Source organism: Aeromonas sp. EERV15 (genome assembly GCF_900079845.1).
GTDB classification, from domain to species: domain Bacteria; phylum Pseudomonadota; class Gammaproteobacteria; order Enterobacterales; family Aeromonadaceae; genus Aeromonas; species Aeromonas sobria.
In genome coordinates, this window is record NZ_FKKY02000011.1 from 60,665 (window position 1) to 80,985 (window position 20,321).

The window sequence follows — 20,321 nt, forward strand, 5'->3', positions numbered from 1 at the left end:
TGTTAAATATCTTATACCACCCTGTTGATGCGTCTAGCTAGGGGTGGCACCAGACAGGGCGATAACGGGCCCTTTTTTATGGATTCAGGTGTTTAATTTAATAGGCATTGGCCGACAGTTGCTAAACACCTTAAGGATGAGGTGACCATGAAACCGATCAGCGACATCAATACGCCCTCCGACATGTCTGCCTTCTGGATGCCGTTCACCGCCAACCAGCAGTTCAAGGCGGCGCCGCGTATCCTGAAGTCGGCAGAGGGGATGTATTATCACTCAGAGGATGGCCGCAAGATACTGGATGGCACAGCCGGACTCTGGTGTTGCAACGCGGGCCATGGTCGGCGCGAGATTGCCGAGGCGGTCTCCCAGCAGATTTCCCACCTCGATTTCGCTCCCACATTCCAGATGGGCCACCCCCTGCCGTTTGAACTGGCCAACCGGCTGGTGGAGATTGCCCCCAAGGGGTTTGGCCACGTTTTCTATACCAACTCCGGCTCCGAATCGGTCGATACCGCGCTGAAAATCGCGCTGGCTTGGCAGCGGGCTCGCGGTCAGGGCACTCGCACCCGGCTGATTGGTCGCGAGCGTGGCTATCACGGGGTCGGCTTTGGTGGCATCTCGGTGGGGGGGATTCCCGGCAACCGCAAGTGGTTCGGCTCCCTGCTGACCGGGGTGGATCATCTGCCGCATACCCTCAACATCGCCAAAAACGCCTTCACCAAAGGGCTGCCCGAGGAGGATGTGGCGCTGGCCGATGAGCTGGAGAAGATAGTCTTCCTGCACGATGCCAGCAATATCGCGGCGGTGATCGTCGAGCCCATCGCTGGCAGTACCGGCGTGTTGATGCCCCCCAAAGGCTACCTCAAGCGGCTGCGGGAGATCTGCACCAAGCACGGTATCCTGCTGATTTTTGACGAGGTGATCACCGGTTTCGGTCGCCTCGGTTCCCCCTTCGCCGCCCAGGAGTTCGATGTCATTCCCGACATGATCACTTGTGCCAAGGGGCTCACCAACGGCGCTATCCCGATGGGGGCGGTGCTGGTGCAGAAGCACATTTATGACGACATGATGGCGGCGGGCAAGGGGGCCATCGAGCTGTTCCACGGCTACACCTACTCCGGCCATCCGGTGGCTGCGGCCGCCGGGCTCGCGACCCTCGAGATCTATCGCAACGAGAACCTGCTCAGCCGCGCCGCCGATCTGGCGGGCTACTGGGAGGAGGCGGCCCATTCGCTGAAGGGCTGCAAGCATGTGAAGGATGTGCGCAACTACGGGCTGGTGGCGGGCATCGAGCTGGAATCGATGCCGGATGCGCCGGGCAAGCGCGCCTACGAGGTATTTGTTCGCTGCTTCGAGAAGGGGGCACTGATCCGGGTGACCGGCGACATCATCGCCCTGTCGCCACCGCTCATTATCGAGCGCAGCCAGATCGACGATCTCTTTACCCTGCTGCAGGATGTGTTGCAGGCACAACCCTAACCCATTTGATGGCCCCGCACTGGCGGGGCCTTGCGTTGGCGCGTATCGGCAAGCGCAACGCAGTCACCACATCAGTCATCACGGAGGATACATGACATACAGGGTCAGCAACTTCATCAACGGCCAGCTGCAGGAGAGTCGCAGCGAGCGCCAGGGTGCCATCTTCAATCCCGCCTGTGGCAAGCAGCAGGGGAGCGTCGGGCTGTCGAGCGCCGCCGAGTGTCAGGAGGCGATCGCCATCGCCGAGCGCGCCTTTGCCGAGTGGTCGCAAACCCCGCCGCTGGTGCGGGCTCGGGTCTTTTTCCGCTTCAAGGAGTTGATGGAGCAGCACAGGGATGAGCTGGCCCAACTCATCAGTCGCGAGCATGGCAAGGTCTTCTCCGACGCGCAGGGTGAGCTGACCCGTGGGCTGGAAGTGGTGGAGTTTGCCTGCGGCATCCCCCATCTGCTCAAGGGGGAGCACTCCCTCAACGTCGGGCGCGGGGTGGACAGCTACTCCATGATGCAGCCGGTCGGGGTTTGCGCCGGTATCACGCCGTTCAACTTCCCGGCCATGGTGCCGCTCTGGATGTTCCCGGTCGCCATCGCGTGCGGCAACACCTTTATCCTCAAACCCTCCGAGAAGGATCCCTCCCTCTCCCTGCGGATGGCCGAGCTGCTCAAGGAGGCCGGTCTGCCGGACGGCGTGCTCAACGTGGTCAATGGTGACAAGGAGGTGGTGGACGTGCTGCTGACCGACCCGCGAGTGGGCGCCGTGTCGTTTGTCGGCTCCACCCCCATCGCCCAGTACATCTATGCCACCGCCTCGGCCCACGGCAAACGGGTGCAGGCGCTGGGCGGCGCCAAGAACCACATGGTGGTGATGCCGGATGCGGATCTCGATCAGGCGGTCTCCGCCCTGATGGGGGCCGCTTATGGGGCGGCGGGCGAGCGCTGCATGGCCATTTCGGTGGCGGTGGTGGTGGGTGACGAGACCGCCGATGCCTTGGTAGCCAAGCTGACACCACTGGTGGAAAAACTGCGAGTCGGCCCGGGGTTGGGCCAGAGTCCGGAGAACGAGATGGGGCCGCTCATCAGCAAGGAGCATCTGGCCAAGGTACGCGGCTACGTGGATCAAGGGGTCGCCGAAGGGGCAACGTTGAGAGTCGATGGTCGCACGCTGAACCACGAGGAGGGTTACTTCATCGGTGGCTGCCTGTTTGACGAGGTGACGCCAGAGATGCGCATCTACCGCGAGGAGATCTTCGGCCCGGTGCTTGCCATCGTGCGGGCGCCGGACTACGAGACGGCACTGCGGCTCATCAATGAACATGAGTACGGCAACGGCACCGCCATCTTTACCTGCGATGGGGATACCGCGCGGGACTTCACGGCGCGGGTGCAGGTCGGTATGGTAGGGGTGAACGTCCCCATTCCGGTGCCGATGGCGTTTCACAGCTTTGGCGGCTGGAAGCGCTCCATCTTCGGGCCGCTCAATATGCACGGGCCGGACGGGGTTCGCTTTTATACCCGGATGAAGACGGTGACGGCGCGCTGGCCCCAGAGCCTGCGCAGTGGTGCCGAGTTCTCCATGCCGACCATGAAGTGACGCGCTGGCGCGTGTTCATGGCCCTCTTGCCCCCGCCGGTCGATGATTGGCGGGGGCGAACTCTGTAAAGGAACAACAGATGCGATTGGGAATTCTCGATTGTGACCGGCTCGATCCCGATCTGGCGGATCGTTTTGGCCCCGTTTACTCCGAGATGTTTATCAGGGGCTTCGCGGCCTTGGCCCCCGAACTGGAATTTCGGGTCTGGTCGGCTCTCGATGGGGAGCTGCCGGAGGATCTGCACGAGTGCGATGCTTGGCTAATCACCGGCTCGCGCCACGACGCCTATAGCGATATCCCCTGGATTCAGGCGCTGCGGGCGTGGATCCGCCAGGCACACGATGCCGACGTCAAGCTGGCCGGGATCTGTTTCGGTCATCAGGTGATCGCCCAGGCGCTGGGCGGCGAAGTGGTGAAGTCCACCAAGGGGTGGGGGCTGGGGGTGGCGGTTCACCCCATGCTGGCGGATGCACCCTGGATGGCGCCGGCGCGGGATCAGATCCGCATTCTGGCCAGCCATCAGGATCAGGTAGCCCTGCTGCCACCGGGGGCGACCCGGCTGGCGGGCAACGATTTTTGCCCCAACTTCATGTTTTTGCAGGGCGATCACATCGTCGCCATTCAGGGGCACCCGGAGTTCTCGGTGGAGTACAACCGGGCGCTGATCGAGCGGCGCCGTGGCCTGTTGCCCGACGAACGCTACCGGAGCAGCCTCTCTTCGCTGGAGGGGGAGGTGGATTCCGCCACCATGATGCAGTGGCTGCTGCAGTTTCTGGGGATTTTGTCGCTGCAGGCTGGCGCGGCCTGAACCCGGTTTGTGGTTTGTCAGTCCCCTCTTCGGGTGCTAGATTCTGTAGCAAAATGAAGGACCAAGCGCTGCGATGTCGGGATCGGGTGATACACTGGCCGCCCTTTGTGGCGGCCAGTTTGTCTGGCTTGATCGCCGCACCAGTCTGAGCCAACCCCGCCTGAGCACAGAGAGTGAAGCCGTGAAACTACAGCAGTTAAAGTATTTGATCGCGATCCGGGATCACAACCTCAATGTATCAGTGGCATCTGATGCGCTCTATACCAGCCAGCCCGGGGTCAGCAAACAGATTGGCCTGCTGGAGAGCGAGCTGGGGGTGCGGATCTTCGAGCGCCGTGGCAAGCACCTGCACCGCATTACGCCGGTGGGGGAAGAGATCATCAAGTGTGCCGAGGCGATGCTCAATATCGAGAGCAAGATCAAGGCGATCTCCCGTGAGTATCTGGACCCGACCGTGGGCACCCTCAATATTCACACCACCCACACCATAGCCCGCTACCTGTTGCCCAAGTCGGTCACCTACTTCACCAAGAAGTACCCCAAGATCTCGTTCCACCTCCATCCGGTGATGTCGGCGAGCAAGGAGCAGATCAGCAAGGGTTACTCCGATTTCTCCATCGTTGCCCACGAGATTGGCTGTGACAAGGAGCTTATCGCGCTGCCCGCCTACCTCTGGACCCTCTCGCTGGTGGTGCCGCAGGATCACCCGCTGGCCAAGGTGAAGAAGCCGACGCTGGAGCAGCTCTGCCACTACCCGATCCTCAGCTACGAGAGCGGTGCCACTGGCCGTCAGGTGCAGGACGAGGTATTCCATGCCGCCGGTCTCGCCCCGAGTTACTACATGACGGTGATGGATGCCGGGGTGATCAAGCGTTACGTGGAGCTGGGCTTTGGCATCGGCATCATCTCCTCGCTGGTGGCCAATGACACCGATGCCTCGGGGCTGGTCTCCATCAATCTGGAGCACCTGTTCAAACCCTGCCCGGCGCAGATCTGTTTCAGCAAGAGCATACTGCTGCAGAACTACATGTATGACTTCATCAGCTCCTTCTCGCCTCACCTCACCAAGGAGGTGATTCAGAGCGTGATGCAGCAGCCGACTCAGGCGCGCATTGACGAGCTGCTGGCTGGGGTGGAGTTGCCCATCTATTGATCCCGATCGGATTCCCGATCGCTGCCGGTTGTCTCTTCTGTCAGGCTGGGCTCTACTCGGGGTTCAGCCTTCTTTTCTGGGCTATCTCCATCGTCCGAGGTCTCTATGTCCCGCATTCTGCTGCTTGCCAATCTCAACTGTGATCATGTGCTCTCCCTCTCCGAACCGCTGGTGGCGGGGGCCCGGCTGCAATATGTGGATCAGGGGCGCAGGCTGGGGGGCGGCGCCGCCAACACCGGTATCGGGCTGGTGTGGGCGGGCCACGAGGTGACCATTGCCTCTCGCATAGGACTGGATGAGGCCGGTGACTGGCTGCTGGAGCAGGCGGCCGGTTACGGGCTGGATTGCAGCCATGTGGAGCGTTTTGGCGGCGAGACCGGCGAACTGCTCATTCTGGTGGACTCCACCGGCGAGCGCACCATACTGCGCCGTCCTCGGCGTCCCGATCTGCCCGGCGAGCTGCCGCTGGAGGGGGTGGATTGCCTCTATGTGAACTATCCCGGCACCGCCATCATCAGCTACATGCGCCAGATGCTCGGCAAGAGCTTCGTGGTGGCCCAGTATCCCAAAGGGGGGCAGGCACGCCGCCCTTGCCATGTGCTGGTGGCCTCCCGCTCCGATCTCGGGGAGGTGAGCGACCCCTGGCAACATGCCCGCCAGCTGGCGGGGGAGCAGCTCGAATGGCTGGTGCTGACCGAGGGCAAGGCGGGGGCCGTGGCCATCCACGGTGACGAGCAGATCCGGGTCGCCGCCCGGCCGGTTTCGGTGGTCGATACCACGGGGGCGGGGGATGCCTTCGCCGGTGGCTTGATTCACGGGTTGGCGCGGGGCATGGCAATCAAGGATGCGCTGCAGTGCGCGGTGGATTGGGGGGCATTCGCCGTCGCCTCCGAGAGCTCCATCCCCTCGGTCGCCCTCAAAAACTGGCTGAAACAGCCCCACTGAACCACCTCTCTGGCGGTCGATTCAGGATCGGAACGCGGGCCATATGGCTACTCGTAGAGGGGGCTTGGCGAGGGGGACGGTTCGGGAGATTTACCCGCAATAAAGCGGGCAAACGCCGGGGTAACCCGGCAAGTTTGCGATCAATCAAAGAAAGTGTCGATTTATGTGCATCTTCATCGACACCCGCTGGTGCTGCTCTTAACCTGTCACTCCGCAACTCAGATTAAGAGACAGGTCCCCCTGGTGAACAGGGACGAACCGGTTGTCTCCTGCCTCTTAGCTCAATGTTGTCGTCCTGATTCCTGGCTTGTAGTAAGAGGCAAGTGAGACCATGCAACTGACACGATTTACCGACTACGCCCTGCGTACCCTGACCTTTCTGGCGATTCAGCCAGGGGATCGCCTGTCGACAATTACCGAAGTGGCCGACACCTTTGCGATCTCCCGCAACCATGTGGTCAAAATTGTGCACCAGCTGGGTATCAAGGGGTACATCGAAACGGTGCGCGGCAAGCACGGTGGCATCCGCTTGGGTCGCTCTGCGGTCTCCATCAATCTGCGGGATGTGGTGATGGACATGGAGCACGTGCTCTGCCCGGTCGACTGCAAGCGCGAGAACTGCCGTCTCTCCGGTGGCTGTCGTATTCAGGGCATTCTGCGCCGCGCCATGAATGCTTTCCTCGAAGTGCTGGGTGAATACACCTTGGCCGATGCGGTGCGTGATCCTAATCGTCTCTGCCACCTGCTGGGTATCGAGCAGGATCCCGTCGTGACCATGGCCTGATCGGCGGGCAATAACGAATACGCGATAAAGGGACCTTGATTGGTCCCTTTTGCTTTTGTGCGCAGGTGGTTTTTAACGACTGCCCGGCTGGCGGATCAGGGTGATGGCGCCGTGCAGGCAGGCGAGGCCGCAGGCACCGCAGCCATTGCAGGCATCCATGTTGACGTTGATGCCATCGGCGCTGGCCTTGATCGCCTGCTGGGGGCAGGCATCTTCACAGAGCAGGCAGTAGAAGCCCTGTCTGGCCTGACAGCTCTCCTCGATCTGGACCCGGGTCTGCACCTGACGGCCCAGTTGCAGGTCGAGGGCGCCGGTGGGGCAAGCTCTGGCGCAACTGCCGCAGTAGCTGCACTGGCCGCAGGCGAGATCGAGCACCGGCGTACCGGCGATGGGGCTCCCCTCGTACTCCTCCTGGGTGGCCGGTTTGAGCAGGCCGCGCGGGCAGGCCTTGAAGCACTCGCCGCAACGGTTGCACAGCGAGAGGTATTGGGACTCCTCAATGGCCCACGGCGGGCGCGCTTCATGGCAAACCACGGCGGGCTTGCGGGAAGCTTGCCAGCCTTGCGTCAGCCAACGGAGGAAATAGTGAGTCATGCGCGCCCCTGATACCTATTAGGGGTTAATTTTATCGAAGTTTCGGCAAGCAGGCCAGAGAATAGCGGCCACCAGGATCGCAAGCGCAGTTGCCCTTGTGTAAGCTAGGCGGGTCTTTTTGTCTGGTTGAATGAAAACATATGTGGTTATTTCTCTGGCGTGCGTCCCTGCTCTACGTCTTTCCCCTGCTGATGTGGGCCTATTGCCGCATCAAGGATATCGAGTTCGCCGAGCTCGACACCGGCGTCAACACCCACAAGTGGGTGGTGCTGGCCGCCTACCTGATCTACGTGGTGCTCTGGATTTTGGTTAACCGTTATCTCGAGCTCTTCTTGCGTCAACGGAGTCGCAAATGATCGACCCCGGGCTCTGGGGGATCTTGCTGCCTGCGGCCGTGCTGGCCCTCGGGCTTGGTTGGCTGATCGGGCGGCGAGCGGCCACGGCGCAGGCTCAGGAACTGATGCTGGCGCAGGAGCGCCATCAGGCGCTGCAAGATCGCTTCGACGAGTTGCAGGATGAGCGGATGCAGGGCCAGCAGAAGCTTGATCAGCAGCAGACCCTGCTGATCAAGCTCACCGCGCGCCTCAAGGATGCGGAAGCGACCCTGCGCAGCGAACGGTTGGCCGCCGCCGAGAAGCTGCAACTGCAACAGGAGGCGGAACAGCGTCTCAGCCAGCAGTTCGAGAATCTCGCCAACCGGATTTTCGAGCAAAACTCCGGTAACTTCCGCGAACTGAACCAGAACAGCCTGGACCTACTGCTCACCCCGCTCAAAGAGCAGCTTGAGGGTTTTCGCCGTCAGGTGGGGGAGACCCACGCTCATGAGACGGCCCAGCGCCACAGTCTCAAGTTCGAGCTGGAGCGCCTCGCCGAGCTCAATGCCCGCATGACCGAAGAGGCGGCGGCGCTGACCCGCGCTCTCAAGGGTGACAGCAAGCAGCAGGGCAACTGGGGTGAAGTGGTGCTGGCGCGGATCCTCAGCGAATGCGGCCTGCGCGAGGGCCACGAGTACCACACCCAGGTCAATATCGAGGTGGAGAAGGGCAAGCGCTACCAGCCCGACGTGATCGTCCACCTGCCGCAGGAAAAAGACATCATCATCGACGCCAAGGTGTCGCTGACCGCCTACGAACGCTGGTACAACAGCGATGACGAGCTGGAGAAGGCGGTAGCACTCAAGGAGCACGTCGCCTCGGTGCGCAACCATATCCGCGAGCTGGGCCGCAAGGATTACCAGCAACTGCCCGGGGTGCGCACCCTCGACTATGTGCTGATGTTCGTGGCGGTGGAGCCTGCCTTTTTCACCGCGCTGGAAGCCGATCCCTCGCTGGTGCGCTACGGCCTCGACCACAACATCCTGCTGGTGAGCCCCACCAATCTGATGGTGGCGCTGCGCACCATCGAGAACCTGTGGCGCTACGAGCGGCAGAACCAGAATGCCCGCCAGATTGCCGAACGGGCTGGGCGCCTCTACGAAAAGCTGCGGCTGTTTGTGGAGGAGATGCAGCAGATGGGTGGCAGCCTGCACAAGGCGCAGGAGAGTTACGACAAGGCGATGGGGCGGCTGGTCAACGGCCGTGGCAACCTGATTGCGCAGGTCGAGCGTTTCCGCGAGTTGGGGGTCGAGGTGACCAAGAGCCTGCCTGAACCGTTGGTGGAGCGGGCGCTGGAGCGCGATCAGGATCGGGAGTAGTTATTTCCCTGTGCCGCCATCAGCCAAGGCCCAAACCCTGTTTGGGCCTTTTGCTATCTGCCAGCTGGCCCCTGCTCACTTGTCATCAGAGATCTGCCAAGCAAACGGCCCACCGAAGTGGGCCGTTTTTGTTGGCACTATGGTCAGCAATCAGCGGCTGGCGGCGCGGGCGCTCAGCTCTGCTTTATCGCTATCACTCAGGAAGGCCAGGGTCAGGCCGTTCTGCTGGGCGGTGCGGATCTCGCTCGCCGTCATGCCAGCGGCCGGGGCGGCCACTTCATATTCGTGGGGCAGGTCGATCCCTTCCACTGCCGGGTCGTCGGTGTTGAGGCAGGCCAGTACACCGGCAGCCAGGAACTGGCGGATCGGATGTTCGGTCAGGCTTGCCACTGTGGTGGTCTGGATGTTGGAGGTGAGGCAGGATTCGATGCCGATGCGGTGTTCGGCCAGATAGGTCATCAGGGCCGGATCCGCAATTGCCTTGACGCCGTGGCCGATCCGCTCGGCACCCAGCTCGCGAATGGCTTGCCACATGCTCTCGGGGCCAGCAGCTTCACCGGCGTGTACGGTGACATGCAGCCCTGCATCGCGCACCTTGCGGAAGTGGTCGGTAAAGAGGGTGCCTGGGAAGCCCAGTTCGTCACCGGCCAGATCGATGGCCACCAGTTTGTCGCGAAGGGCCAGACAGGCGGCCAGCTCCTGATTGCACTGCTCGGTGCCGAAGGTGCGGCTCATGATGCCGATCAGGTTGGCCTTGATACCGAAGTCGCGGCTGCCAGCGGCCACGCCGTCGATGATCGCTTCCACTACGCCCTGCGGGTGCAGCTTGTGGGCCATCGCCATGTAGGCCGGGCTGAAACGCAGCTCGGCATAGTCGATACCGGCCCGCAGCAGATCTTCCACGTTCTCGTAGGCGACCCGGCGGCAGGCATCGTAATCGGCCAGCACGGCAACGCCCCAGTCCAGCTTCTTCAGGAAGGCAACCAGGCTCGGCTCGTTTTCAACGATCTGCACGTGGGGGCGCAGCGCTTCCAGCTCAAAGGCGGGCAGCTGGATATTGTGTTGGCGACCCAGCTCGAGGATGGTTTGCGGGCGAATGTTGCCGTCCAGATGGCGGTGCAGGTCGGTCAGGGGGAGAGATCTGTCAATCATGGGGGCACCCTCGTCGAGTCAGGTTTGAAAGCCTGCCATTCTAGGCGGGGCTTTCAAAAAAGATACCCCGTTTACGGCTAAACGGGGTTCTGGCGGGCGGTGATTTGTCAGGGCGTGATGGGAATCGTTTTTCCCCGGGACTCAGGAGAGATCGAGTTCCTTCAGCTTGCGGGTCAGGGTGTTGCGACCCCAACCGAGCAGGCGCGCGGCCTCCTGCTTGTGGCCATGGGTGTGCTCCAGTGCCGTCTCCAGCATGATCCGCTCGAACTGGGGCATGGCATCGGCCAGGATGTCGGTCTCCCCCAGCGCCAGCTTGGCGGCAATCCACTCCTGCAACTGCTGTTGCCAGCAGCCGGGCATGGCCGGTTGACCCGGTTCGGCACTATTGCTGATCGGGGTCAGCAGTTCGGCAGGCAGGTCGCCGACCAGCACCTCCTGCCCCGAGGCCATCACGGTGAGCCAGCGGCAGACGTTCTCCAGCTGGCGCACATTGCCCGGCCAGGGCAGGCGGCTGATATAGGCCTGGGTATCGGGGTGCAGGCTCTTGGCCTCCACATTCAGCTCCTTGGCCGCCCGCAGCAGGAAGTGATGGGCCAGCTGGGGAATATCTTCACGGCGCTCCCTGAGAGCGGGGATGTGGATGCGGATGACGTTGAGGCGGTGGAACAGATCCTCGCGAAACTCGCCATCGGCGACCCGTTTCTCCAGATTCTGGTGGGTAGCGGCGATGATCCGCACATCCACCTGCACCGGTTGGTGGCCGCCGACCCGGTAGAACTGGCCATCAGCCAGCACCCGCAGCAGCCGGGTCTGCACATCCAGCGGCATGTCGCCGATCTCGTCGAGGAACAGGGTGCCGCCGTCGGCCTGCTCGAAGCGGCCGTGGCGGATGTTGTTGGCGCCGGTGAAGGCACCCTTCTCGTGGCCGAACAGCTCCGATTCGATGAGATCTTTCGGAATAGCCGCCATGTTGAGGGCGATGAAGTTCTTGTGGGCGCGCGGGCTGTGCTTGTGCAGCGCATGGGCGACCAGCTCCTTGCCGGTACCGCTCTGGCCGTTGATCAGCACCGAGATGCTGGATCGTGACAGGCGGCCGATGGCGCGGAACACCTCCTGCATCGCCGGTGCCTCGCCGATGATCTCCGGTGTGGCGGTGGTCTCCTGCTGGCGCACCTTGCGCTTGGTGCGCTGCTCTTTGAGGTGATTCTCGGCGCGGCGCACCAGGGTCACCGCTTCGTCGATGTCGAACGGTTTGGGCAGGTACTCGAAGGCACCACGCTGGTAGGCGTTGACTGCGCTATCCAGATCCGAGTGGGCGGTCATGATGATGATGGGCAGATCGGCCTGACGGCGGTGGATCTGCTCCAGCAGGCTCAGACCATCGATGCCGGGCATCCGGATGTCGGAGAGGATCACATCGGGCGAGCGCAGCTCAAGGGCGTGCAGCAGCGCTTCGCCGTCGGCAAAGCTCTCGCAGTTGAAGCCTTCGCTGCCGAGGGTGCGCTCCAGCACCCAGCGGATAGAGCTGTCGTCATCGACGATCCACACTTTGGCTGTCATGGGGTTCCCTTACTTGCGAAGCGGTAGAAAGATGGTGAATTCGGTGTGACCCGGCCAGCTGATGCAGTCAATCCGCCCCTTGTGCTGGTCGATCAGGTTCTGGGCGATGGAGAGGCCGAGCCCGGTGCCCCCCTCCTTGCCGGTGATCATCGGATAGAACAGGGTGTCGCGGATGGCATCGGGAATGCCGGGGCCGTTGTCGATGATCTTGATCTCCGCCGCTAGCCGGTAGCGCTGGCCGTGGATGGTGATCTGGAACGCGGTACGGGTCTTGATGCGGATAAACCCGGTCTGATCGCCCAGCGCTTCGGCGGCATTGCGCACTATGTTGAGAAACGCCTGCTGCAGCTGATCCGGTTCCATCTCGAATTCCGGGATGCTCGGGTCGTAATCCCGCTCGATGCGAACCGAAGGTGGCAATTCCAGCTCTACCAGTCGGCGTACCTGCTCCAGCACCGAATGGACATTGTGCATCTGGTGGCGACCGGGACGCTGGGGGCCGAGCAGTCGATCGACCAGTACCCGCAGCCGGTCGGCCTGTTCGATGATGATGCCGGTGTATTCGCGCAGCGCCGGGTCTGGCAGCTCTTTTTGCAGCAGTTGGGCTGCGCCGCGCAGGCCGCCGAGGGGATTCTTGATCTCGTGGGCCAGGCCGCGCACCAGCTCCTTGGCGGCTTGCTGCTGGGCATGCTGTTGCTGCTCCTGGCTGATCTTCTTCTGCTGATCGATCTTGCGCAGCTCCACCACCATCAGCCGCTGCTCATGGTCGGCGAGCGGGCTGACGCTGATCTCCACCAGTCTGGGTTCTCCCTCCACTACCAGAGTCACTTCGCTGTCGGTAAAGCCTTGCCCTGAAACGAGGCAATGCTTGAGCCGCTGCAAGTCGAGGGAGATATGCTCCAGCAGATGGGGAAGTTCGATGCCGATCAACCGGCGTTCACTGAGGGAAAGTAGCTGTTCCGCCGCCGGGTTGACGAATTGAATGCAGAGCCGCTCATCCATCAGGATCACGGCGGTAAATAAATTATCCAATAGGGTCTTGGCATTATCCGAGCGGGTTGGCACAGGTTTCTCCCTAAAACGGTGCTATGCACCTGTAATGCACCGACATGGTGCATTGAGTTTACCCGCATCGGTGCGCTATATCACCCCTAGTCGGCCTTGGGGGTGGGTGTGGGAGCCGGAGTCACGCTTGCTCTATGCAGGTAAAAGGTGACTGAGCTGGATTTAGCAAGGATCGTACCGTCTTTGGCGAGCAGCTCGAGCCGCGCCTCGTGGGCACCGCGATCGACGTTTTCTACCCGGATCGACAGGCTGTTGCTGACGATGGGGGCGGCTTTGCCATCCAGGGTCAGGCGCACATCGTACTGGGTGGGGGGTTTGGGGTTGATGGTGCCTTGAAAGACGATGTTGCCGGTGTTGTCGCGCAGCGTACTGCCCTGCTCAGGGGAGAGCAGTTCAATGGCCAGCTTGGCCGCCTCTTTTTCCTTCTTGGCATCGGCGCCGGTCAGGCTGTTGAAGTTGTCCACCTGTACCGAACGGGGCGAGCTGCCGATGAGGGGGGCGACCCGCAGATCGACCTCTTTGGCGCTCTTGCCCGGTGGTGGAGCATCTGTGTAGTGGGTGACGCCGCTGCCATCGACCCAGGAGTAAACCTTGGCCGCATCTGCAGCGAACGAGGTCAGCAACAGGAGGGCGAGAGTCCCTACGCCATGTTTGTTGTTCATCCATCTCTCCTTGACGGTATCTTGCTTAATCCTATCAGAGAAAAAACCCGCCAGATGGCGGGTTTGGTCACGATTAAGCAAGCTGGCCGGATTTAAACGGGCAGACTGTTCTGACTTAGACGGAGTAGTACAGTTCGAACTCCAGCGGGTGCGGGGTCATGCGCACACGGTCAACGTCATGCTGTTTCAGCTCCAGATAGGAGTTGATGAAGTCATCGCTGAACACGCCACCACGGGTCAGGAACTCGCGATCTGCATTCAGGGCTGACAGTGCTTCGTCCAGAGAGCCGGCAACGGTCGGCACTTCTGCGGCTTCTTCCGGCGGCAGGTCATACAAGTTCTTGTCCATGGCATCGCCCGGATGGATCTTGTTGATGATACCGTCCAGACCGGCCATCAGCTGGGCTGCGAAGGCCAGGTACGGGTTGGCGGCCGGATCCGGGAAGCGCACTTCGATACGACGGGCTTTCGGGCTCGGTACCACCGGGATACGGATGGAGGCAGAGCGGTTGCGAGCAGAGTAGGCCAGCATGACCGGTGCTTCATAACCCGGCACCAGACGCTTGTAGGAGTTGGTGGTCGGGTTGGCGAAGGCGTTGATAGCCTTGGCGTGCTTGATGATGCCGCCGATGTAGTGCAGAGCCATCTCGGACAGGCCGCCGTACAGGTCGCCCGCGAACAGGTTGACACCGTTCTTGGCCAGCGACTGGTGGCAGTGCATGCCGGAGCCGTTATCGCCGAACATGGGTTTCGGCATGAAGGTGACGGTCTTGTTGTAGGCGTGGGCCACGTTGTGGATCACATACTTCAGTACCTGTACTTCGTCAGCCTTCAGGGTGAGGGTGTTGAAGCGGGTGGCGATCTCGTTCTGACCGGCAGTGGCCACTTCGTGGTGGTGAGCTTCAACGACCTGGCCCATCTCTTCCAGCACCAGACACATGGCGGCGCGGATATCCTGGGAGGAGTCGACCGGTGCAACCGGGAAGTAGCCGCCTTTTACGAACGGACGGTGGCCCTTGTTGCCGTGCTCATACTCGGTGCCGGAGTTCCATGCAGCCTCTTCAGATTCGATTTTCACGAAGCTGTGGCCCATGGTGTTGGAGAAGGTGATGTTGTCGAACATGAAGAATTCCGGCTCCGGCCCGAACAGCACGGTGTCAGCGATGCCGCTGGACTTCAGGAAATCTTCGGCACGCTTGGCGATGGAGCGCGGGTCGCGGTCGTAGCCCTGCATGGTGGCAGGCTCGAGCACGTCACAAACGATGTTCAAGGTGGTCTCTTCAGTGAAGGGATCCAGCTTGGCGGAGGCTGCGTCCGGCATCAGTACCATGTCGGATTCGTTGATACCTTTCCAGCCGCCGATGGAGGAACCATCGAACATCTTGCCGTCTTCAAAGAAATCTTCGTTGACCTGATGAGAAGGGATGGATACGTGCTGCTCTTTACCCTTGGTGTCGGTAAAGCGCAGATCAACAAACTTGACTTCGTGTTCCTGGATCAGGGCCAAAACGTTCTGGGCTGACATGCTAAGTAACCTCCGGTGTTAAAAATCTTTGGGTGAATGCGTCATCGTATTCACATAAGCCAGTATCGTGCCAAGTTTGTGGCAGCTTGATTTCAGCGTCATCCCGCAGGAGATGTGCCCCAAAATCAGGCGGTCATGACTGGTCACGCATCAAATTAGTGCAACGATGGATCGTTTTGGTGCTCTAAAGTGGTGCATATCATACGGTCACTTCCCATCTAAGCAGGGTTTGTCGGGGCGGTCTATGATCCAGATCTGTAGTTGTGCGTGAATGGGCTGCAATTCTGCTAGGCAGATCACAAAGGCGAGAGTACAATTAGCGCCCAATTTTACCCGGTGATTGAGGCGAGAATGTTAGAGAATTTACGCAATATTGCGATTATTGCGCACGTAGACCACGGCAAAACTACCCTGGTTGATAAGCTGCTGCAGCAGTCTGGAACCCTGGACCGTACCACTGATGGTCAAGAGCGTCTGATGGATTCCAACGACCTGGAAAAGGAACGTGGTATTACCATTCTCGCCAAGAACACCGCGATCCGCTGGAATGACTACCGCATCAACATCGTTGATACCCCGGGTCACGCCGACTTCGGTGGTGAGGTTGAGCGTGTTCTGTCCATGGTTGACTCCGTGCTGCTGCTGGTTGATGCCGTTGACGGCCCGATGCCGCAGACCCGTTTCGTGACCCAGAAAGCCTTTGCCAAGGGTCTGAAGCCGATCGTGGTTATCAACAAGGTTGACCGTCCGGGCGCTCGTCCTGATTGGGTTATGGATCAGGTATTTGACCTGTTTGACAACCTGGGTGCCACTGATGAACAGCTGGACTTTAAAGTTGTTTACGCCTCTGCGCTGAACGGCTGGGCCTCCATGGATCAGGACGTTGAGTCTGACAGCATGGAGCCGCTGTTCCAGGCTATCGTTGATAACGTGAAAGCACCGAATGCCGATCCTGAAGGCGGCTTCCAGATGCAGATCTCCCAGATCGATTACAACTCCTATGTGGGTGTTATCGGTATCGGCCGTATCAGCCGTGGTCGCGTCAAGAGCAACCAGCAGGTTACTGTTGTTGGTGCTGATGGCAAGACTCGTACTGGTAAGGTTGGTCAGGTACTGGGTTACCTGGGCCTGGCTCGTACTGAAGTTGCAAGCGCGCAAGCGGGCGACATCATCGCTATCACCGGTCTGGGTGAGCTGAAAATCTCCGACACCATCTGTGATAACAACGCAGTTGAAGCCTTGCCGGCTCTGTCTGTTGATGAGCCGACTGTGAACATGACCTTCCAGGTCAACACCTCACCGTTTGCCGGTAAAGAAGGTAAGTTCGTTACTTCCCGTAACATCCGTGAGCGTCTTGACCAGGAACTGGTTCATAACGTGGCGTTGCGTGTGGAAGACACTGATGACCAGGACAAGTTCCGTGTATCCGGTCGTGGTGAACTGCACCTCTCCATCCTGATCGAAAACATGCGTCGCGAAGGCTACGAGCTGGCGGTATCCCGTCCAGAAGTTATCCTGCGCACCATCGATGGCGTGCTTCACGAACCGTATGAGACAGTCACTGTCGATGTGGAAGAAGCGAACCAGGGTTCCGTGATGGAGCAACTCGGCCTGCGTAAGGGTGAGATGACCAACATGACTCCGGATGGCAAGGGCCGTGTCCGTCTTGACTTCATGATCCCGAGCCGTGGCTTGATCGGTTTCCAGACCGAGTTCCTGACCATGACCTCCGGTACCGGTCTGCTGTATCACAGCTTCGACCATTACGGTCCGCACAAGGGTGGCAGCATCGGCGAGCGTCAGAATGGCGTGCTGATCTCCAACGCAACCGGTAAGGCTCTGACTTTCGCCCTGTTCGGTCTGCAAGACCGCGGTCGTCTGTTTATCGGTCACGCTACCGAAGTATACGAAGGCCAGGTGATCGGTATTCACTCCCGCTCCAACGACCTGACAGTTAACTGCCTGAAGGGCAAGCAGCTGACCAACATGCGTGCCTCCGGTACCGATGAAGCTCAAGTGCTGACTCCGCCGATCCGCATGACCCTGGAACAGGCTCTCGAGTTCATCGACAACGATGAACTGGTAGAAGTTACTCCTAAGGCAGTCCGCATTCGTAAGAAGCTGCTGACTGAGATGGATCGTAAGCGCGCAGGTCGTGCTTAATCCAACGGCTTGAGCTGTTGATGGTCGTCACCGACTGCTAATGGTTTATTGCAAAACGCCCCCAAGCCCCTGGCTTGGGGGCGTTTTTTCATGTCTGGCTATCAGGCGATGACGCTCAAGCCAGCTGGCTGTCAGCCGGTGGGTCGATGGTTCTGTGCCCGATATGAAAAAGCCGCAGCGGGTGAACGCTGCGGCTTTTTGCTGGTACGCAGAGAGGAGTTACTGACGCCAGAAGGAGGGGAAGAACAGCACGGCGACCGTCAGGATCTCCAGTCGGCCCAGCAGCATGCCGAACGATAGCAGCCATTTGGCCGAGTCGGGCAGGCTGGCGAAGTTGGTGCTGGGGCCGACCACGGGGCCCATACCCGGACCTACGTTGGCGACGGCGGTGATGGAGCTGGAGATGGAGGTAAGGGGGTCAAGTCCGATGGCCGCCAGCAGCGCTGCAATCACCAGAATGATGGCGAAATAGGCCAGCACGAAGGAGATCATCGAGCGGATGATGGCGTCATTGACCGTCCGGCCGTTGTACTTCTGCGGAAAGACGGCGGAGGGGTGCATCAGCTGGCGCATCTGTTTTCTGAACAGGGCAAACGCCACCTGTACCCGGAAGATCTTGAGGCCGCCCGCGGTGGATCCTGAGCAGGCGCCCAGTGCCAACAGCACGATGAAGACGATGCTGGCCAGTGGCCCCCAGGTGCCGAAGTCACCGAGACCGAAGCCGGTGGTGGTGAGTACCGAGACGATGTTGAAACAGCTGATGCGCAAGGCATCCATAAAACTGAACAGATCCCGCTGCCACAAATAGAAGGTCATGATGGCCGTCACCCAGACTACCAGCCAGAAAAAGCCGCGTACCTGGGCATCCTGGAACAGGCTGTAATCCTTGTGGTTGAGGCTCTGTACGTAGAGCAGGAAGGGCAGGCCGCCGAGGAACATGAACAGGGTGCCAATCCAGTGTGCCGAGTTGGAGAAGTGGGACATGGATTGATCGGAGGTCGAGTATCCACCTGTACTCAAGGTGGTCATGGCGTGGTTGATGGCCTCGAACATGTTCATGCCGCTGGCCCAGTAAGCCATGAAGCAGAGCATGGAGAGCACCAGATACACCACGACTATGTTGTTGGCCACCGTCTTGGCTCGTGGCGCGCTCTTGTCAGACCAATCCGAGCTCTCGGTCTGGAACAGCTTCATACCACCCACGTTGAGGTAAGGCAGGATGGCGACCGCCATTACGATAAAGCCAACGCCTCCCAGCCACTGCAGGATAGATCGCCATAACAGGATGCTGTGGGCCATATTGTCGAGCCCGGAGAGTACCGTAGACCCGGTGGTGGTCACCCCTGACATGGTCTCGAAATAGGCATCCGCAAAGCCGATGTGATTGATGAAGACAAAAGGCAGGGCGCCAAAGATACAGGCCACTACCCAGACGGAGGTGGTGAGCAGGAACATCTCCCGCACCCCCAGATGAAATTCTGCCTTGCGGCCATAGTGCAGGCAGAGCAGCGCGGCACCATGAGTGATCAGCACCGATTTGAGAAATTCGATGAATCCTTCAGAGCCGGTGAGCAGCGCCAGCAAGGTGGGCAGCCACATGAAGAGCGCCAGCTTGGAGAGCACCAACCCGAGAGTGAAGATAATGGGACGCAGCTTGATCATGTTCGATAACCTGGTCGTTGATTAAAAAAGACCCGGACAATTCCCTTCAGGGAGCCGGGTCTGGTTTGACAGCCTGTGCGCATCAATACGTTACAGGAAGAAAGGACTTGGCTGAAACAGCCGTTCCACTTCAGGGATGTACTTCTTGTCCACCAGGAACATGACGACGTGGTCATCCTGCTGGATTTTAGTGCGATCGTGGGCGATCAGCACCTCATCTCCCCGAACGATGGCACCAATGGTGGTGCCTGGTGGCAGCCTAAGTTCACCCACTGTCTTGCCGACCACCTTGGAGGTATTCTCGTCGCCATGGGCGATCGCCTCAATGGCCTCGGCAGCGCCGCGGCGCAAACTGTAGACGTTGGCGATGTCTGCCCGGCGCACGTGAGTCAGCAGGGCCGAGATGGTGGCCTGCTGGGGTGAGATGGCGATATCGATCGGGCCACCTTGCACCAAATCCACGTAGGCACCGCGCTGGATGAGCACCATGGTCTTCTTGGCACCCATCTTCTTGGCGAGCAGTGCCGACATGATGTTGGCCTCATCCTCGTTGGTCACCGCGATAAAGACATCGATCTGATCGATATGCTCCTCGGCCAGCAGTTCCTGGTCTGACGCATCGCCACAGAAGACGATAGTGTTTTCCAGCAGCTCGGAAAGTTGCTCTGCCCGCTTCTGGTTGCGCTCAATGAGTTTGACGCTGTAACGCTTCTCCAGCTGGCGCGCCAGACCGGCCCCGATATTGCCACCGCCGACGATCATGATGCGGCGGTAGGGGCTCTCGAGGCGTTGTAACTCCGACATCACTGCGCGGATATGGCCTGCCGCCGCCACAAAGAACACCTCGTCATCTGCTTCGATGATGGTGGTGCCTTGCGGACGGATCGGGCGTCCCTGACGGAAAATGGCCGCTACCCGGGTCTCGATGTTGGGCATATGCTCGCGCAGGGTGGAGAGGGCATTGCCCACCAGCGGACCGCCGTAGTAAGCCTTGACCGCCACCAGGCCGACACGACCACCTGCAAAATCAACCACTTGCAGGGCTCCCGGATACTCGATCAGGCGACGGACATAGTCGGTGACCAGTTGCTCGGGGGCGATCAGGTGATCGACCGGCACAGATTCTGGCAGGAACAGGCGGTCCCGCTCGCTGAGATAGGCAGGGGAGCGGATCCGCGCCACCTTGTTCGGGGTGTTGAACAGGGTGTAGGCCACCTGACAGGCAATCATATTGGTTTCGTCACTGTTGGTGACGGCTACCAGCATGTCAGCATCTTGCGCTCCCGCTTCGCGCAGTACCTTGGGGTGAGCACCGTGGCCGTTGACCACCCGCAGGTCAAACTTGTCCTGCAGCTCGCGCAGGCGTTCGCTGTCGGTATCGACGATGGTGATGTCGTTGTTCTCCCCGGCCAGGTTCTCGGCCAGGGTGCCGCCGACTTGGCCGGCTCCCAAAATGATAATTTTCATAGGGAACGTCTACTCACATTG

Annotated in this window: 17 protein-coding genes; 9 read left to right on the plus strand and 8 right to left on the minus strand. The window is 60.3% G+C overall.

The window, feature by feature from the left end; genetic code table 11:
* Positions 1-147 precede the first annotated feature (147 nt).
* The 6 genes from BN4575_RS11365 (at position 148) to BN4575_RS11390 (ending at position 6,757) form a co-directional block, all read left to right on the plus strand.
* Positions 148-1,479 (plus strand): aspartate aminotransferase family protein, encoded by a 1,332-nt coding sequence (locus BN4575_RS11365; protein ID WP_042062437.1) that lies wholly within the window; start codon positions 148-150, stop codon positions 1,477-1,479.
* Between the two features lie 91 nt (positions 1,480-1,570).
* Entirely contained in the window at positions 1,571-3,067 is a 1,497-nt protein-coding gene (locus BN4575_RS11370) for a CoA-acylating methylmalonate-semialdehyde dehydrogenase (RefSeq protein WP_068978256.1), read from the plus strand.
* A 79-nt stretch (positions 3,068-3,146) separates the two neighbouring features.
* Positions 3,147-3,875 (plus strand): glutamine amidotransferase-related protein, encoded by a 729-nt coding sequence (locus tag BN4575_RS11375; protein ID WP_068978257.1) that lies wholly within the window; start codon positions 3,147-3,149, stop codon positions 3,873-3,875.
* Between the two features lie 181 nt (positions 3,876-4,056).
* A complete protein-coding gene (locus BN4575_RS11380) occupies positions 4,057-5,028 on the plus strand; it encodes a LysR substrate-binding domain-containing protein (RefSeq protein WP_068978306.1) in 972 nt (323 codons plus the stop codon).
* Between the two features lie 105 nt (positions 5,029-5,133).
* On the plus strand, positions 5,134-5,973 hold the full coding sequence (locus BN4575_RS11385) for a PfkB family carbohydrate kinase (RefSeq protein ID WP_042018021.1): 840 nt from the start codon (positions 5,134-5,136) through the stop codon (positions 5,971-5,973).
* Positions 5,974-6,304: 331 nt separating this feature from the next.
* A complete protein-coding gene (locus tag BN4575_RS11390) occupies positions 6,305-6,757 on the plus strand; it encodes an Rrf2 family transcriptional regulator (RefSeq protein ID WP_042018020.1) in 453 nt (150 codons plus the stop codon).
* A gap of 72 nt (positions 6,758-6,829) precedes the next feature.
* Here the strand turns inward: BN4575_RS11390 and BN4575_RS11395 are convergent, their stop codons facing one another.
* The gene (locus tag BN4575_RS11395) at positions 6,830-7,351 is read right to left on the minus strand and encodes a ferredoxin-type protein NapF (protein WP_068978258.1); all 522 of its coding nucleotides are present in this window, start codon (positions 7,349-7,351) and stop codon (positions 6,830-6,832) included.
* A gap of 140 nt (positions 7,352-7,491) precedes the next feature.
* Between BN4575_RS11395 and BN4575_RS11400 the strand changes: the two genes are divergently transcribed.
* Positions 7,492-7,707 (plus strand): hypothetical protein, encoded by a 216-nt coding sequence (locus BN4575_RS11400; RefSeq protein ID WP_005339659.1) that lies wholly within the window; start codon positions 7,492-7,494, stop codon positions 7,705-7,707.
* Positions 7,704-9,044: a DNA recombination protein RmuC gene (gene rmuC, locus BN4575_RS11405; RefSeq protein WP_068978259.1), complete on the plus strand. Its 1,341-nt coding sequence runs from the start codon at positions 7,704-7,706 to the stop codon at positions 9,042-9,044. The genes BN4575_RS11400 and rmuC overlap by 4 nt, the downstream gene beginning before the upstream one ends.
* Positions 9,045-9,194: 150 nt before the next feature.
* On the opposite strand, the gene add is transcribed toward rmuC, so the two are convergent.
* From add to glnA, 5 genes are all read right to left on the minus strand, one after another.
* Complete coding sequence (add, locus tag BN4575_RS11410) at positions 9,195-10,196, minus strand: adenosine deaminase (protein ID WP_068978260.1); 1,002 nt, start codon at positions 10,194-10,196, stop codon at positions 9,195-9,197.
* A 141-nt stretch (positions 10,197-10,337) separates the two neighbouring features.
* Positions 10,338-11,756 carry a nitrogen regulation protein NR(I) gene (glnG, locus tag BN4575_RS11415; RefSeq protein ID WP_068978261.1) on the minus strand — a complete coding sequence of 473 codons (1,419 nt, stop codon included), beginning with the start codon at positions 11,754-11,756 and terminating at the stop codon, positions 10,338-10,340.
* A gap of 9 nt (positions 11,757-11,765) precedes the next feature.
* A complete protein-coding gene (glnL, locus tag BN4575_RS11420) occupies positions 11,766-12,821 on the minus strand; it encodes a nitrogen regulation protein NR(II) (RefSeq protein WP_068978262.1) in 1,056 nt (351 codons plus the stop codon).
* A gap of 86 nt (positions 12,822-12,907) precedes the next feature.
* Complete coding sequence (locus BN4575_RS11425; RefSeq protein WP_068978263.1) at positions 12,908-13,483, minus strand: DUF4124 domain-containing protein; 576 nt, start codon at positions 13,481-13,483, stop codon at positions 12,908-12,910.
* Positions 13,484-13,598: 115 nt separating this feature from the next.
* Complete coding sequence (gene glnA, locus BN4575_RS11430; protein ID WP_042018012.1) at positions 13,599-15,008, minus strand: glutamate--ammonia ligase; 1,410 nt, start codon at positions 15,006-15,008, stop codon at positions 13,599-13,601.
* A 351-nt stretch (positions 15,009-15,359) separates the two neighbouring features.
* Here glnA and typA point away from each other — a divergent pair, with 351 nt between their 5' ends.
* Positions 15,360-17,171 (plus strand): translational GTPase TypA, encoded by a 1,812-nt coding sequence (gene typA, locus BN4575_RS11435; RefSeq protein WP_068978264.1) that lies wholly within the window; start codon positions 15,360-15,362, stop codon positions 17,169-17,171.
* A 219-nt stretch (positions 17,172-17,390) separates the two neighbouring features.
* On the opposite strand, the gene BN4575_RS11440 is transcribed toward typA, so the two are convergent.
* The gene (locus BN4575_RS11440; RefSeq protein ID WP_068978265.1) at positions 17,391-18,833 is read right to left on the minus strand and encodes a TrkH family potassium uptake protein; all 1,443 of its coding nucleotides are present in this window, start codon (positions 18,831-18,833) and stop codon (positions 17,391-17,393) included.
* Between the two features lie 90 nt (positions 18,834-18,923).
* Positions 18,924-20,300, minus strand: a complete 1,377-nt coding sequence (trkA, locus tag BN4575_RS11445; protein WP_042018008.1) for a Trk system potassium transporter TrkA — start codon at positions 20,298-20,300, stop codon at positions 18,924-18,926.
* Positions 20,301-20,321: the final 21 nt, after the last annotated feature.

Excerpts from the sequence above, each read along its gene's own strand:
- BN4575_RS11365 (WP_042062437.1), top strand. The coding sequence starts at position 148 with ATGAAACCGATCAGCGACATCAATACGCCCTCCGACATGTCTGCCTTC.
- BN4575_RS11370 (WP_068978256.1), top strand. The coding sequence starts at position 1,571 with ATGACATACAGGGTCAGCAACTTCATCAACGGCCAGCTGCAGGAGAGT.
- BN4575_RS11375 (WP_068978257.1), top strand. The coding sequence starts at position 3,147 with ATGCGATTGGGAATTCTCGATTGTGACCGGCTCGATCCCGATCTGGCG.
- BN4575_RS11385 (WP_042018021.1), top strand. The coding sequence starts at position 5,134 with ATGTCCCGCATTCTGCTGCTTGCCAATCTCAACTGTGATCATGTGCTC.
- BN4575_RS11390 (WP_042018020.1), top strand. The coding sequence starts at position 6,305 with ATGCAACTGACACGATTTACCGACTACGCCCTGCGTACCCTGACCTTT.
- BN4575_RS11395 (WP_068978258.1), bottom strand. The coding sequence starts at position 7,351 with ATGACTCACTATTTCCTCCGTTGGCTGACGCAAGGCTGGCAAGCTTCC.
- BN4575_RS11400 (WP_005339659.1), top strand. The coding sequence starts at position 7,492 with ATGTGGTTATTTCTCTGGCGTGCGTCCCTGCTCTACGTCTTTCCCCTG.
- rmuC (WP_068978259.1), top strand. The coding sequence starts at position 7,704 with ATGATCGACCCCGGGCTCTGGGGGATCTTGCTGCCTGCGGCCGTGCTG.
- add (WP_068978260.1), bottom strand. The coding sequence starts at position 10,196 with ATGATTGACAGATCTCTCCCCCTGACCGACCTGCACCGCCATCTGGAC.
- glnG (WP_068978261.1), bottom strand. The coding sequence starts at position 11,756 with ATGACAGCCAAAGTGTGGATCGTCGATGACGACAGCTCTATCCGCTGG.
- BN4575_RS11425 (WP_068978263.1), bottom strand. The coding sequence starts at position 13,483 with ATGAACAACAAACATGGCGTAGGGACTCTCGCCCTCCTGTTGCTGACC.
- glnA (WP_042018012.1), bottom strand. The coding sequence starts at position 15,008 with ATGTCAGCCCAGAACGTTTTGGCCCTGATCCAGGAACACGAAGTCAAG.
- typA (WP_068978264.1), top strand. The coding sequence starts at position 15,360 with ATGTTAGAGAATTTACGCAATATTGCGATTATTGCGCACGTAGACCAC.
- BN4575_RS11440 (WP_068978265.1), bottom strand. The coding sequence starts at position 18,833 with ATGATCAAGCTGCGTCCCATTATCTTCACTCTCGGGTTGGTGCTCTCC.
- trkA (WP_042018008.1), bottom strand. The coding sequence starts at position 20,300 with ATGAAAATTATCATTTTGGGAGCCGGCCAAGTCGGCGGCACCCTGGCC.